Annotated in this window: 13 protein-coding genes and 2 pseudogenes; 11 read left to right on the forward strand and 4 right to left on the reverse strand. The window is 56.2% G+C overall.

Annotated elements, in window-relative coordinates:
- Positions 1-12 precede the first annotated feature (12 nt).
- The gene (locus tag ACEN8R_RS20570) at positions 13-1,323 is read left to right on the forward strand and encodes an McrC family protein (protein WP_495624310.1); all 1,311 of its coding nucleotides are present in this window, start codon (positions 13-15) and stop codon (positions 1,321-1,323) included.
- Positions 1,324-1,890: 567 nt separating this feature from the next.
- A complete protein-coding gene (locus ACEN8R_RS20575; RefSeq protein WP_495624311.1) occupies positions 1,891-2,484 on the forward strand; it encodes a hypothetical protein in 594 nt (197 codons plus the stop codon).
- A gap of 195 nt (positions 2,485-2,679) precedes the next feature.
- On the opposite strand, the gene ACEN8R_RS20580 is transcribed toward ACEN8R_RS20575, so the two are convergent.
- Positions 2,680-3,057: a hypothetical protein gene (locus ACEN8R_RS20580; RefSeq protein WP_495624312.1), complete on the reverse strand. Its 378-nt coding sequence runs from the start codon at positions 3,055-3,057 to the stop codon at positions 2,680-2,682.
- A gap of 757 nt (positions 3,058-3,814) precedes the next feature.
- Here ACEN8R_RS20580 and ACEN8R_RS20585 point away from each other — a divergent pair.
- From ACEN8R_RS20585 to ACEN8R_RS20610, 6 genes and pseudogenes are all read left to right on the forward strand, one after another.
- Positions 3,815-4,189: a DUF6124 family protein gene (locus ACEN8R_RS20585; protein WP_495624313.1), complete on the forward strand. Its 375-nt coding sequence runs from the start codon at positions 3,815-3,817 to the stop codon at positions 4,187-4,189.
- A gap of 35 nt (positions 4,190-4,224) precedes the next feature.
- Positions 4,225-4,482 (forward strand): hypothetical protein, encoded by a 258-nt coding sequence (locus ACEN8R_RS20590; protein ID WP_018929441.1) that lies wholly within the window; start codon positions 4,225-4,227, stop codon positions 4,480-4,482.
- A gap of 156 nt (positions 4,483-4,638) precedes the next feature.
- Positions 4,639-5,679 (forward strand): DMT family transporter, encoded by a 1,041-nt coding sequence (locus ACEN8R_RS20595; protein WP_495624314.1) that lies wholly within the window; start codon positions 4,639-4,641, stop codon positions 5,677-5,679.
- A gap of 227 nt (positions 5,680-5,906) precedes the next feature.
- Positions 5,907-6,275, forward strand: coding sequence for a DUF6124 family protein (locus tag ACEN8R_RS20600; RefSeq protein ID WP_018929439.1), 369 nt, complete (start codon positions 5,907-5,909; stop codon positions 6,273-6,275).
- Positions 6,276-6,705: 430 nt separating this feature from the next.
- Positions 6,706-7,398, forward strand: coding sequence for a DUF433 domain-containing protein (locus ACEN8R_RS20605; protein WP_018929438.1), 693 nt, complete (start codon positions 6,706-6,708; stop codon positions 7,396-7,398).
- Positions 7,395-7,802, forward strand: a pseudogene (locus tag ACEN8R_RS20610) (PIN-like domain-containing protein). Before ACEN8R_RS20605 ends, ACEN8R_RS20610 begins: the two are co-directional and overlap by 4 nt.
- Positions 7,803-8,022: 220 nt before the next feature.
- Here ACEN8R_RS20610 and ACEN8R_RS20615 read toward each other — a convergent pair.
- Positions 8,023-8,547: a GNAT family N-acetyltransferase gene (locus ACEN8R_RS20615; protein ID WP_495624315.1), complete on the reverse strand. Its 525-nt coding sequence runs from the start codon at positions 8,545-8,547 to the stop codon at positions 8,023-8,025.
- Between the two features lie 193 nt (positions 8,548-8,740).
- On the opposite strand from ACEN8R_RS20615, the gene ACEN8R_RS20620 reads away from it, so the two are divergent.
- Positions 8,741-10,180: an ArnT family glycosyltransferase gene (locus ACEN8R_RS20620; protein WP_495624316.1), complete on the forward strand. Its 1,440-nt coding sequence runs from the start codon at positions 8,741-8,743 to the stop codon at positions 10,178-10,180.
- Here ACEN8R_RS20620 and ACEN8R_RS20625 read toward each other — a convergent pair.
- Complete coding sequence (locus ACEN8R_RS20625; RefSeq protein WP_495624317.1) at positions 10,131-10,994, reverse strand: phosphatase PAP2 family protein; 864 nt, start codon at positions 10,992-10,994, stop codon at positions 10,131-10,133. The genes ACEN8R_RS20620 and ACEN8R_RS20625 overlap by 50 nt on opposite strands.
- Positions 10,995-11,028: 34 nt before the next feature.
- Positions 11,029-11,700 (reverse strand): lipopolysaccharide core heptose(II)-phosphate phosphatase PmrG, encoded by a 672-nt coding sequence (gene pmrG / locus ACEN8R_RS20630; RefSeq protein ID WP_495624318.1) that lies wholly within the window; start codon positions 11,698-11,700, stop codon positions 11,029-11,031.
- A gap of 395 nt (positions 11,701-12,095) precedes the next feature.
- Between pmrG and ACEN8R_RS20635 the strand changes: the two are divergent.
- Positions 12,096-12,974 (forward strand): annotated as a pseudogene (locus ACEN8R_RS20635) (methyl-accepting chemotaxis protein); the annotation flags it as partial.
- 201 nt (positions 12,975-13,175) lie between these two features.
- A complete protein-coding gene (locus ACEN8R_RS20640; RefSeq protein ID WP_404942391.1) occupies positions 13,176-13,880 on the forward strand; it encodes a methyl-accepting chemotaxis protein in 705 nt (234 codons plus the stop codon).
- Positions 13,881-13,899: the final 19 nt, after the last annotated feature.

The raw sequence follows: 13,899 nt of genomic DNA on the forward strand, positions 1-13,899 counted from the left end.
ACAGGTAAGGAAATGGCGGGCATAACGATCTTCGAGTTCGACACTCTGGCGGCTTTACCATCCAGCTCGCCCGATATAGTAGGGCTGCGCAAGGTCTCTGCCGAGGTTTTTGCCTGGCTGGAGGTCCAAGCATTACGCGGCACCGAAGCAGGTGAGGCGGCTTGGCTGCGCCTTACCCAACGGCACGGCCGAAAGGTCATTCAGGTGAAAAGCTTTGTTGGGGTGATTCGCTGCCCCAACGGTTTCCAGATTGAAGTTTTGCCCAAGTTAGGCAAAACGAATGGCGAAGAAGATGCACGGCATCTACTAATCGAGATGCTGCGTTGCCTAGGCTGTTTCCGCCACATTCAGACCAGCAGCGCCCAATTGCTCGCCCGCCGCATGCCGCTGCTGGAGGTGTTTATCGGCGAGTTCCTGCGGGCAGTGGATCACACCGTCAAGCGCGGCCTACGCAGCGATTACCTTGCACAACAAGACAACCTATTTGCCCTGCGCGGCAAGCTACACATGGCACAGCACCTGCGTCTCAACCTATGCCGCCGTGACCGGTTCTATACCGAGTTCGACGAGTTTTCCCTCAACCGACCGGAAAACCGCCTACTGCACGCAGCCCTCAGACGCGCATTGACATGGACTGCCTCACAGGCAAGCCAGCAATTGGCACGGGAGCTGTGTTTCGTGTTCGCCGATATTCCTACATCTGACCAGAGCAACACGGATTTTGCTCGGGTACGGCCAGATCGCGGCATGGCGCATTACGATGCAGCATTGGCCTGGGCGCGCCTGATCCTTCAGGACGAGTCACCGCTCACTGGCACGGGCCAACATCACGCACCGTCCCTGCTCTTCCCGATGGAGGCGGTCTTTGAAGCTTTTGTCGCCAAACACCTCGCCCGACAACTCAACTCAGGCTTCGACCTGCGCCTTCAAACACGCAACCTAAGGCTTGTCCGGCATAAGGAGCAGGACTGGTTTCAGCTCAAGCCTGACCTGCTGGTACAGGCTGCCAAAACCAACCACTTGGTACTCGACACCAAGTGGAAGCTGGTTGATGCAAAGAAAGCCAATAGCAAGGAAAAGTACGAACTAGATCAAAGCGACTTCTACCAGTTGCAAGCTTACGGCCAGAGCTATCTCGACGGATACGGCGATGTGATCCTGATCTATCCCAAGACAGAAACCTTCAGCCAGCCCCTGACAGTATTTGGCTTTCCCAAGTCACCTGGCCTGCGCTTGTGGGTACTACCTTTTTGCCTGCATACCAAGCAGATGCTCTTACCGCCTTGCGGCAGCCTCGCCCCGTTTTTCTCGCCAGCCACCTGAGCAATCGAAGTTCAAGCCACCAGGAGCCACCCCCAAGATCAGTCGCTATCTTGCCAGCTTGGTGCTTGGCCTCACGTCAGCAGCAAGCGTCGCCGACCCATCCAGTTGCTACAACATCGCAGAAGCGGATGCCAGAACCTACTACCTGGCTTTCGCCCACAATGACCCCGGCCGCTGCTATGCCATCCAAGATTCTGCTTTGCGCAGCCGCTGCCTGGCTGAGGTGCGGCAGATACAAGCGCTGTTGATTGACCTGGACGGCCTCGCTCGCGAAACAGAACGGGCAGAAAGAAAGATTTGCGCAAAGCTCAAGACCGACTATGTCAGCTAGATACACCAAACAGCGAAAGTGAAAAGCGCCTGCTGCGGAAAGTGATCTGTAAAGCGGAGGCCACAATTGGGATGCCCGCTAGGCCAAAGATATCCGCCACAATAGATTTTGCTTTCTGGGGATAGTGACTGTCCCAAAAGTGTCCCGTCCTCAATAACCTGAAACCACGCGCTCGCCTGCGGGCATGGTGACACCAACGCTAGCAGAAGCCTGCGCGAACGCAGAAGGATCGAAACTTGTTTAACTGGAACACCCTGAAAAGCTTCTTCAGTAGCTACAAAATTTATGTAGTCGCCGGAGCGGCAGTCATTACTTTTGTCTACCAGTTCAAAGACCTCTTCGACGAAAAAAATGACCCCACGATCTACGGCCGCTGGGAAAGCAAGTATGCGTACCCAGACTCGGCTGGCATGGTGAGTTTGCACGGCGTCACTGAGTTTCTGGAGGACGATTCCTACAGGTACACAGGCTTCATTACCCTAACCACTGGCCAACCGCCCCTCGACATGGTTTTCCGCGTCAACGCTGCCGGCACTTGGAAAGGTGACGAAGAAAGGATCATCACCAAGCTGACGGGAATGAACTCGTCCCTTGCGGAGGTACGAAAAGGAGAGCTCAAGCTGAACGGAAGCAAGCTTGCTCAATCGATGAAAGAGCCGCCACAGCTTGAAAGCGTCATACCAATGGGGAGCTCGGAGCGCTACAAAGTGCTGGAGCTAGAAGAAGATAAGATCAAGTTGCAGGTAGATAACCTGAAGGGTGAGCCTGTCGCCTTCGATATGCTCAAGACACCTGAACGCAACCCAGGAAAACTCCTGCCAATGGACTGAGCCTTACCGCCTCGGCCAAATGCTCAGGTGCCAAGTGAATATTAGGTTTGGTGGGGAAGCAGCGCTCTGGCCGCGGCGTTTCCCTGGACGAAAACACGGGGAACTTTGTTGGCAGACTTGGGTATATGACAATCCTTGTGGGTACCATTACTGTGCCTCATGGACGGTAGCAGCTCCAGTCGAAGCGCTCCCCTATCATCCTGACTTGGAGACCGTCTCCTTTACAATTGCAGAGTGTTTTATCTTGCCCTTTGTTGCTGTGACCGTCTGCGTAGTCGTCAGAACCTCAAGCTTGATCTCAAACTCGCGGCTGTAAAGCCTGCTCTGAAAGAGACGGGTCAGATGCTCAGCGAATTGCTCTGCCAGCTCACGACTGTCGAGATAAAGCGTCTTGTATGAGAGCCGGCCAGTGGGCGTCGAATACAAACCCTTCACGATGTCGTCGTCCCCATAGTGACCATCACGCAGGTTCGAAGGAACCAACCTGCTGGGCATCTCGACTCTTATCGTGGCGTACTCGACTACTGACTTGTTCTTGAAGTCTCCAGCATCACGTAGCTTTATGTGCTCCATGGCTAATAATCCTTTCTGGTTAGAAGCAGAGTGCCAGGGCGCTCTATGAATAGCTACTGGCCGGAAGAGCCATTATGACAAGCAGCTTTTGGCCGATCTCTACCTGCCACCATCGTCAGGTATGGGCATTCACGACCAGCCATGGTTACGAAGCGTGCTGGTCAGATCGAATGCAAACAGGTGGTCGAGTGGAGTACCGTATTCCAATTGGTATTCCAAAAAAAACTCAAATCAGTATAAGCACCTATAAATCAATAGCTTACTAAACGGATTCAAATTACCCCGGCCCAATCAAAGCCAACAAAGCCCGCCAAGTGCGGACTTTGTTGCATCTGGGGCTTTGGCATCCAAACACTTATAGGCCACCCTGCCTAGCGTTGCCCCCTCGAACGCCACGACAAACCCATAACCTCCGTCCAGAAACAATTCTGGCTGCCCCCTCTCGCCGTCCTAGGAAATTTCCCTCAAAACGTATCGCCTTCCATGAACTAGCGGACGCTACTCGTCGAGGATAGCCTTCAGGTGTCGCTGCAAATCAGCGATCGGCTTTGACAGGCTGAAAACCGGAAACTTCCACTCTTCCTGATAAAACGGCATGCTTGCGCGCATGCAGCTTTTTCATGGCGGCTGTGCGTGGGGCATCTTCGGATGCACCGGTTTCCTGCGTTTCCGGTCTGTCAACCCGCGTACAGCTGCCACCAATACTGTTTGACAGCAGGGTGTTGGCAGTTCCTCCAACCAACGCAGGAGCTCCACCATGAAGAAGATCACCCCCAACCCTCCAGAAACCGATACCCCGTCAGAACCCGAAACCCTCGACCTGACCCAACTCTCCCAAGCCACCCAACGCGCCATCAGCGCCCGCTTGCGCAACCCGAAACAGCCCGATCCCGTGAGCCATGTGTTCACCATCCTCCCCGACGTCGACACCCCCACCCTGCTCGGTCACGCCAGCGAAACCCTGGCCTCCTTGAATGTCATGACCACCGACCTGGCCGACCAGCTCGAAGGCTCGCATCGCAACGTGGCCTTGGCGATGCAACAACTGGCGGTGCTGGCCGAGATGTTGATCAATCGAGCGCTGGATAACCTCGATTCGCCCATGCCGGCGGTCGAGCCCGTCTGCCACTGAGTGATCGCGCTCGTTGATCGAATGGAGGTTTTGTCATGGATCGATATATGCCGATCACCGGCATCGACTGCACTATCGCGTCGCTGCTGATCGACACCGAAGCGCCGCTGGATGTGCTGCATGAAACGGCGGCTTACCGCATCCGCACGGCGACTCAATTGCTGGAGAGTTTCGCTGTAAGTGAAGGCGTTCACAGTGAGCTGGCGCGGGTGTTGGTGACTTCGTTGCGCGATGGTTGCGATTTGCTGGATGTGGTGGGGCGGCGGTTGCAGAGGCAGGTCTCTGCGTCTTAACGAATCCGGCACAGGACATCGTTGCCGCGCGCCCAACGCAGAAAGGCATCTGACGAGAATATCGCAGGTGCCTTTTTTGTGGATTCGATTCAATGCGCTGTCGATGCATGACGAGTATCGTGTTTCTCAACATTGCCTTTTGCTACGGAACAGATGATGAACAAAAGCGTTTTATACGCCTTGGGGGCTGCAGCGCTGTTTGGTGCCAGCACACCGCTTGCCAAGGTCCTGGGGCTGAACGTTTCCCCCGTCTTGCTCGCCGGTTTGCTTTACCTGGGAAGTGGCTTGGGTCTTACAGTCACCCGGCTGATCCGCGATCGCGGCTGGCTGCCTGTCGGTTTAACCATTTCAGAATGGCCATGGCTCATTGGTGCTATCGCGTTCGGCGGCGTGCTGGGGCCGGTGTCTTTAATGTTTGGCCTTACCCTCACATCAGCTACCACTGCTTCGCTGTTGCTAAACCTTGAGGCGGTGTTGACCGCCCTGCTTGCCTGGATGGTGTTCAAGGAGAACGCCGACCGGCGGATCGTCGCAGGAATGATCGCAATCGTTGCCGGTGGCGTGCTCTTGGGTTGGCCTCAGACTTCCGCAGGGATCCACGGCTGGGTTGGCCCGGTCGCCGTGGTGATTGCCTGTTTTTGTTGGGCCATCGATAACAACCTTACCCGGAAGGTTTCCGCATCGGATGCATTGTTCATCGCAGGCATCAAAGGATTGGTCGCCGGGGTCGTCAACTGCGCTTTGGGGATTGCTCTTGGCATGCATCTCCCTGAATTGTCTCTATTGGGGCCAACGCTACTGGTAGGCTTTTTGGGCTACGGCGTTAGCCTGGTGCTATTCGTTTTGGCTTTGCGGGGGCTTGGCACCGCGCGCACAGGTGCGTACTTCTCTACTGCACCGTTCCTGGGGGCCGCTATTTCGATCCTGTTGTTAGGCGAAGCGGTGACGTGGGTGTTTTGGGTGGCTGCCGGCCTGATGGGAGTTGGCGTCTGGATACACCTGACCGAAAGCCACTCTCACGAGCACCAACACGATCCGCAAACACATGACCATCCCCATATTCATGACGAGCACCATCAACATGAACATGCCTTTGAGTGGGACGGCACTGAACCTCATAGCCATTTACACGACCACGCTCCCATTAAACACAGTCATCCGCACTTTCCCGATATCCATCACAGGCACCAACACTGAGCGACTGAGACGGCGTGGCGGTTGCTCAGGGTCAACAGTAGTGGAAAAGGATTTCTCTGACAGATTAGAACCACGTCATCCTGGGAATTTTCCTGCAACCCGTAGCGACTGCCATGAACTGGTGAACAACATTTCTGAAAGATAGTCTTCACCCTTCGCTGCGACCCTGCGGATGGTTTTAAAAAGCCGAAATTACGTAAGGATCCCTAAACCAATGGAACGCCCTTATGAAAAAGATCACCCGAATCCCACTGAAAAATCCGGCCACTTCACAACCTGAAACCCTCGACCCGACCCAACAGCCCAAAACCACCGAACGCTCCGTCAGTGCCCGCCGGCGCAACCTGAACAGGAACATCTTCAGCGTCCGCCCCGACGTCGACATGCCCACCCTGCTCGCTCACGCCAGCGAAACCCTGGCGTCCCTCAACGTCATGACGCTGGACTTTGCCGACCGACTCGAAGGCCCACAGCGCAATGTGGCACTGGCGCTTCAGCAGTTGACGATGCTGACCGAGCTTTTGGTCAACCGAGCGAAGGATAACCTTGATCCGAACGCGTCGGTGGCCGCGGGAGAACCTCCCGTTCTTCACTGAGTGATCGCGCTCGTTGATCGAATGGAGTCTTTACCGCTCCCCCAACACAAAAAGGCACCTGACGAGAATATCGCAGGTGCCTTTTTGGGCTTTGAATGGGTAGAGATGTTCTGTATGCGTGACAATTGAAGCTGAATGTTACTTATACGAGACAATGCAGTGTCAGACGACTCAACACTAGGTTTCATAATCTGCAACTTACTGTCGACTCAATAGACGACAGAGTAGCCACGTTTTCGCCCAAGCGACTTACAGGACAGGGTTTTCAGAAATTTCCTGCAAGCCGTGACGACTCCGAGCTGATTGTGTAGCTCACGCTTCAAACCTACTCTGCCCAAACAAAACAGCGGTTCGTCCCCGACCAGTTGCTTGAGTTCACCCTTACGACCAGAATCCATCCATCGGATCACCTGCTGACAAGGAGGCCAACATGCAAAACATTAAGCTACCTAGCCGCCTTGTCGGCATTGGCTTGTACACCCCAGCAGAAGCTTCGCTTTACACCGGGATTTCAGCTACCGATATACGCCGCTGGTTATTCGGATACACCGCCCACGGTGTTCAGCATCCGGGGCTTTGGGACTCAGAGCTGTCTGATGTGAACGAGTGCGTTCTAGGTTTTCATGACTTACTGGAAATTCGTTTCGTTCATGCTTTTCGCCAACACGGCGTAAGCCTGCAAGCCATCCGTAGTGCCTCGCAGCAAGCAAAAGAGTTGTTTAACCAAGCGTACCCATTCACCTGCAAACGCTTTCAAACCGACGGACGAAGCATCTTCGCCACGGTGATGGGTGAAACAGGGGATGAGGCACTTCTGGACTTGATCAAGCGACAGTATGCATTCGAACAAGTCATCAAACCTTCGCTCTATGAAGGTATCGACTACACAGGATCAGGCTCGGCGCAGCGCTGGTATCCGGTCAAACGCAGCAAAGCCATCGTTCTCGACCCCTCTCGAAACTTTGGAAAACCTGTCCTGTCAGGTACGGGAATTGACACAGCAGCCATTTTTAGCGCCTACAGAGCTGAAGGCAGAGACGTCAAACGTGTAGCCCGCCTCTATGAAATACCTATCGCTGCAGTTGAGGCAGCGGTCAGTTTTGAGCAAAGGAATGCGGCTTGAAGTTCCTATTGGATAACAATCTTCCCCCTGCGTTGGCCCGAGCCTTGAACGAACTGACTAAAGCTGAGGGCCATTAGGTGCTGTCTTTAAGGGATAAATTTCCGCAAAGCACCGCTGATGTGGCATGGATATCAGTACTGAGAGAAGAAGGTGGATGGGCTGTCATCTCTCAAGACAAATTCACAAAAGGTGATATTGAAAAGAGAGCGTTCCGCGAGTGCGGACTGCCGGTCTTCTGTTTGGCCAAACATTGGGGAAACGAGTCCTATTGGAACAAAGCGCATAACCTGGTGCGATGGTGGCCGTCGATCATGAGTCAGGCACATCTGAATGGAGGTGGCGCTGCGTTCCGCGTACCGTGGAAATGTCCGGCGCACGGAAAATTTGATCAAATAAAAATATAAACCCCGGACCGTGACAGGGCTTCTTTTTCATTCAAACCTTTGGTGAAACTACGAACGACTGAAGCCTTCCATCCACATGAATTTTTCTTCACCCCACCGCCTCCCTCCAACCTGTACATTTCCCTCGCTCATTCAAGAAACTACGGTTTGCCCGCCCTCCCGCGGGCTTTTTTTTGCCTGCGATCTGGTTAGCGGTCGGTTCCAGTGACTGCTCCCACCATCATTTCAACCGATACAGATACGTAACCTGCGCCTCATGCGGCTGCAAACAAGGCCTCTGATAACACCGTCTGATCAAACCAAACCCGGCCGCTTCGGCCAGCCGCTGGCTCGCCACATTGGCCGATGCGATGGTCAGGTAAAACGTGAAACCGGGCATGCTTTTGATCAACGCTTCAAGCGCCGTGCGCATATAGCCTTTGCCCGTATACTCGGTATTGACCCAGTAGCCGACCACATACCGGTTACGGCGCCGGGGCTTCAAGCCAATACAGCCGATGATCGCGTGCGCGGTATCGTCGACGATAAACAGCCGCCGCTCACCGGTTTCGCTTTTGAATTCATCGACTGCCCGCGCGAGGAACGATCGGGCCTCGTCCTCGGTGGTGTAGGGTTTGGCCCAGGGCAGAAATTCGCAGTGGACTGTAAAACTGGCGTTCAGCGCATGCTGCAACGCTTTACACCATTCGGGGTCGGGGGCGCTCAATCTCAATGTGTGAGTGCCAACCGTCAGCGCAAGCTCCATTGCATCATCCTTAACTACCAACTCCATGACGTCAGACAATAACAGCGCCTGGAAGGACGCTGCTACTCAGATCGCCCCCCGTTAGTGCTGCCCCAACGTCACCCGTCACCTCTCGCTGGCCGTTCATGTTTCGTTAAGCATTCAACTCGTATGCTTGGGGTTCCCGGTCCCCTGCTCGGTTAGCCAGAAACTCATGTCACGCCCCGTCTCTTCACTGTTTCTACTCGCCGCTCTGCTGTTTTTCTTCGCCCTAAGCAATCACCAATTACAAGGTTCCACGGAGGCCCGGGTCGCCGGAATTGCCATGGAGATGCACCTGGATAACGACTGGGTGACCCCGCATTTGTTCGGCGAGCCATTTCTTGAGAAACCGCCCTTGAGCTTGTGGCTCGACGCCGGGGCGATTCGCGCATTCGGCGGTACGCCGTGGGCGGTGCGGCTCGCGTCGGCGTTTGCCGGGTTGTTCAGCGTGATGTTGCTGTATGCGATGCTGCGGCGGTTCGACCGGCCCAAGGTCATTGCCTGGACGGCGGGGATTTTGCTGGCGACCATGGCCAGTTACTGGAGCAACACGCGCAGCGTCGGCGAAGACGCGTTGCTGGCCTTCGGCGTGAGCATGGCGCTGCTGGCATTTTTTCAGGGGACACGGTATTCGACTGTCGGCAACGCCCTGCTTTTTGCATCAGGGATCGCCATCGCGACCTTGAGCAAAGGCGTACTGGGGCTGGCGATGCCGGGGGTGGTGATCTTCGCGTATCTGCTGACCGAAACCTTGATGGACAAGCGCCTGAAGCCCTCGGACTGGCTGCGCCCCGGCCTGTTGACACTGTTGGGATTGGTGCCGCTGATGATCTGGCTCGCGGTGCTGTATCAGCGCGATGGTGTGCATGCCGTGGGGGAAGTGTTGCTGACCAATAGCGTCGGGCGCTTCAGCGGCTCCTTCGTCGAGGCCGGCCATTACGAGCCGTTCTACTACTACCTGACCAAGCTGCCGGAGGCCTTCGCGCCCTGGAACATTCTGGTGTACCTGGGGCTGTGGCACTTTCGCAAAAGCCTGATGGCCAATCGTTACCTGTTGTTTTTCACGGTGTGGCTGCTGGCGCAGTTCGTCATGCTGACCCTGGCGTCGAGCAAACGCACGGTGTACATGATGTCCATAACGCCGGCGGCGGCGGTGATTGCCGCGGAATATGCGAGCGTGCTGTTCGAGCGGCTTCAAGCCTACTCCGGTGCGTCGACCTTGCCGGGGCTGATTGTCCGGCATCGTCGTGGTGTAGGTGTTGGCGTACTGGCCGTGGTGATCGGCAGCTACGTCGCTGCGGCTCAATGGGCATTGCCTCACGCTGATCGCAAACTGTCCTTCCTGCCGCTGACCGAACAGATTCAGGCATTTCAGGCCAGCGGGCAGCAGGTCGCGTTGTTTCAGGCCAACGAGCGGGTGGGCGGCGCCAGTGTGTTCTACACCCGGCGCGTACTCAAAGGCCTGGATACCGAGGCGCAATTGCATGAGTTTCTGAGCGCCTCACCGGCTAATGTGGCACTCATGTCTGGCGTAAATGAACCCGCCGCGCCCTTGAAGGTGATCAAGACAATGAAGGTGGGGCGTCAGGCTTACTACTTTGTGACCCTGTAAACGGCTCAGCGACGGGTACCGCAGCCTTCTGCAGCAACGGCAGTTCCAGCCGCGCCCGCCCATAGAACGCCAATGCCGTCAGCAAACACGTCAGCCACACGAAGATCCCGGACCAGAAGGTGTGGGACATGTAGTGCCAGCCTTGCAGGACTCGTGTCGTGCCATAGACGAAACCGAGCAGCAGCGAGCCGTACATCATCGCTTTAGCGTACCGCCAGCGGTAGCGGCGAGCCACGAAGTACAGTGCGAGCATGGTGAAGCCGCCCGACGCATGCCCACCCGGCCAGCAGCGACCGTCACCGGCCTCTTTCAGCAGGTCAAAATTCTGGTACCACTCCTTGTGCTCGATTTTCCCGGCGTACTGAGTGGTTTCAACCGGGCAATACACACTGGTGTGGCTCTTGAGGTAGTGGATAACGCCGGTGCTGATGGAAAACGCGAACACCACATACAGGAAGTCCCGGCGGTGTTTACTGGCGAACCGAAGCACAGGCGCGACTTTGATTTTTTCCAGGAAGGCGATGATCTTCGAATGTTTTTCAACCTTCAGTCGCGGCCAGAGAAATGACAGCACGGCGCCGATGATCGCAATCTCACCGGTCCAGTTCGGGATGATCCGCGCCCATTTATGGGTGATCTGCTCGAACAGACGGACATGCTCCAACGGAAACACCTGGGTAACCGGGTCATAAAAAAGATCGCTGAAAGCGATGTCGATTTTGGTCATGTCAAACATCAGGAACACCGCGACCGCGCAGGCCAGCGGAATACCAAAGTTCACCCAGTAAAAGCGGTAACGGGAAGAAGTCAGCATCGTACGTCCAGATCCAGAGGGATGAAGAAGAAGCTCATTCGGTGGTCACCGAATGCCAGTCAGAGGCTTCGATGGAACCAAGCATACGAGGTTCCTGAGGTTTTTCAGCGGAGATAAACAGAGAAGCGCCGTAGCCTAGAGTAGCAGTCGGCAGCTTGAGCTCTTTTTCGAGTTCCGCCATGCACTCACTGTGGGTCACCAGAATCAGGTTGCGCCCGGCCACTTTGTGCGCCAGGGCATCACGTAACATGCTGCCCCGGCAGTTGATCAGCCAGTCTTCGCCGACGCCGACCTTGTTGAACATATAACTGGAGGTCTGTGCCGCACGGATGACCGGACTGTTGTAGATATCGGCCTTGTTCAGGCCCAGATGTTCAAACTGTGCACCGACCCCCACTGCCACACTGCGCGAGCGATCTGTAATGCCATCATTGCCAATCAGACAGGGGGCGGTGGAGTGATCGCAACGCTCAACGTGACGCACCAGCACGATCATGTCGCCCTTGGCCCACCCCGCAGCCAGCGCACGGGCACCCGCCACATTGCCATGGGACAGATCGGGCACAGCCGCAGGTCGCAACAGCCACACGGTCAGCGGAATCACCAGCAGCAGTGAGGCCACGATGACCATTGCGTTTCGATAACGGGCCAAACGGCTCAGATCGATCGAGCGTTTTATCCCGAACAGACTCAGTCTCAATTCCACGTTCAGCCGCCTCGCCGGCATGCATCACAATCATACAAAACCGCAAGGGTAGCGAGTCTCGCGTTGGCTGCTGGTGAAACCCATGTGAAAAAAAGCTTAAGAACTGCGTAAAAATCTTGTTACAGAATCCATCCGACAAAATCCTTTCAGCTCCCGGGATTGCGGCCGATACATACCTGCTACACACCTTGCTGGCTCCCAAAAACAAAAATCTTCCAGCCAACCGACGATCGAAAGCGCAACGTTCCTGGAGGAATTTGATGAATAGCTGGTTCGGCAACATCAGCGTGAACCTGAAACTGGGCCTGGGATTCGGCCTGGTCCTGGCACTGACCTGCATCCTCGCCCTGACCGGCTGGACCAGCCTGGGCGGGTTGATTGACCGCAGCAACTGGATGAGCGACATCACTCAGCTCAATGCCGGCCTGACCAAGCTGCGCGTGGTTCGCCTGCAATACATGCTGACCAACGGCGACGAAACCGCCGCACAGAATGTGCAAACCACCCTGGACAGTTTTGTTGCTCAGCAAACCGCCCTGCTGGGCAGCTTCAAAAACCCTGAAAACGTCAAAATGCTCAAAGAGCAGGCCGCGACCATCGCCGCTTATCAGACGTCGCTGAACAAAATGCGCAGCGCCTACCGCGCCGGCAACAGCGCCCGCGACGCCATGGGCGCCAACGCCGAAACCGCCAGCAAGCTGATCGACGCAATCAACATCCGCGTACAGCAAATGCCCTTGAGCGATCAGCGCTTCGAACAGTTCCTGGCCATCACTGCCGCCAAGGAAGCGTTCATTCTTGCCCGCTATGAAGTGCGCGGCTACACCGCCAACACCAATGCCGAGACCGAGCAGAAAGCCGTTTCCCAACTGGATGCGGCCATCGCCAGCCTGAAGTCGCTGAACGCGCATTTCGCCGAGACCCAACAAGATGCGCTGCGTCAGTTGGAAACCGCCCTGAGCAACTACCGCAGTGCCTTGCAAGCCTATAAAGCCGCCAACACCGATGCGGTGCAGGCGCGTAAGGAAATGACCGATCAGGGCGCCGCCATCGTGACCCTGAGCGATAAGCTGTATCAATTCCAGCTCGACCGCCGTGATGCCGAAAGCGCCCAGGCCCGCACACTGCAATTGATCAGCACCTTGCTGGCGTTGCTGGTGGGCATCATCGCCGCCGTGGTCATCACCCGTCAGATCACCGGTCCGTTGCGCGATACCCTTAAAGTGGTCGAGCGTATCGCCGGTGGTGACTTGTCTCAGGACATCAAGGTCACCCGCCGCGACGAACTCGGCGTGTTGCAGCAAGGCATTGCGCGCATGGGCGTGACCCTGCGGGACTTGATCAGCGGCATCCGCGATGGCGTCACCCAGATCGCCAGCGCCGCCGAAGAGCTGTCGGCCGTGACCGAACAGACCAGCGCCGGTGTGAACAGCCAGAAAGTGGAAACCGATCAGGTCGCCACCGCCATGCACGAAATGACGGCCACCGTGCAGGAAGTCGCGCGCAACGCCGAAGAAGCCTCTCAGGCCGCAGCCGCCGCTGACGGTGAAGCTCGCGAAGGTGACAAAGTGGTCAACGAAGCCATCGCCCAGATCGAGCGCCTGGCCAGCGAAGTGGTGCGCTCCACTGAAGCGATGAGCGTACTGCAGCAGGAAAGCGACAAAATCGGCAGCGTCATGGATGTGATCAAAGCCGTGGCCGAACAGACCAACCTGCTGGCCCTCAACGCTGCCATCGAAGCGGCCCGTGCCGGTGAGGCTGGTCGTGGTTTTGCGGTGGTGGCTGACGAAGTTCGTGGCCTGGCCCAGCGCACGCAAAAATCCACCGAGGAAATCGAAGGCCTGGTGGCCGGCTTGCAGAACGGCACTCAACAAGTGGCGGCGGTGATGAACAACAGCCGTACCCTGACCGACAGCAGCGTGGCGCTGACTCGCAAGGCCGGCGTATCACTGGAAAACATCACCCGCACGGTGTCCAACATTCAGTCAATGAACCAGCAGATCGCTGCCGCCGCCGAGCAACAAAGCGCCGTGGCCGAAGAGATCAGCCGCAGCATCATCAACGTACGCGACGTGTCCGAACAGACCGCCACCGCCAGCGACGAAACCGCTGCGTCCAGTGTTGAACTGGCGCGGTTGGGCAATCAGTTGCAGATGATGGTGAGTCACTTCCGGGTGTGACATACACTTTGTGGTGAAT

Source organism: Pseudomonas sp. Pseusp15, from assembly GCF_059492165.1.

Coding starts and splice junctions, on each gene's coding strand:
- ACEN8R_RS20570 (WP_495624310.1), top strand. CDS start 13: ATGGCGGGCATAACGATCTTCGAGTTCGACACTCTGGCGGCTTTACCA.
- ACEN8R_RS20605 (WP_018929438.1), top strand. CDS start 6,706: ATGCAAAACATTAAGCTACCTAGCCGCCTTGTCGGCATTGGCTTGTAC.
- ACEN8R_RS20585 (WP_495624313.1), top strand. CDS start 3,815: ATGAAGAAGATCACCCCCAACCCTCCAGAAACCGATACCCCGTCAGAA.
- ACEN8R_RS20580 (WP_495624312.1), bottom strand. CDS start 3,057: ATGGAGCACATAAAGCTACGTGATGCTGGAGACTTCAAGAACAAGTCA.
- ACEN8R_RS20640 (WP_404942391.1), top strand. CDS start 13,176: ATGACGGCCACCGTGCAGGAAGTCGCGCGCAACGCCGAAGAAGCCTCT.
- ACEN8R_RS20590 (WP_018929441.1), top strand. CDS start 4,225: ATGGATCGATATATGCCGATCACCGGCATCGACTGCACTATCGCGTCG.
- ACEN8R_RS20615 (WP_495624315.1), bottom strand. CDS start 8,547: ATGGAGCTTGCGCTGACGGTTGGCACTCACACATTGAGATTGAGCGCC.
- ACEN8R_RS20620 (WP_495624316.1), top strand. CDS start 8,741: ATGTCACGCCCCGTCTCTTCACTGTTTCTACTCGCCGCTCTGCTGTTT.
- ACEN8R_RS20595 (WP_495624314.1), top strand. CDS start 4,639: ATGAACAAAAGCGTTTTATACGCCTTGGGGGCTGCAGCGCTGTTTGGT.
- ACEN8R_RS20625 (WP_495624317.1), bottom strand. CDS start 10,994: ATGCTGACTTCTTCCCGTTACCGCTTTTACTGGGTGAACTTTGGTATT.
- ACEN8R_RS20600 (WP_018929439.1), top strand. CDS start 5,907: ATGAAAAAGATCACCCGAATCCCACTGAAAAATCCGGCCACTTCACAA.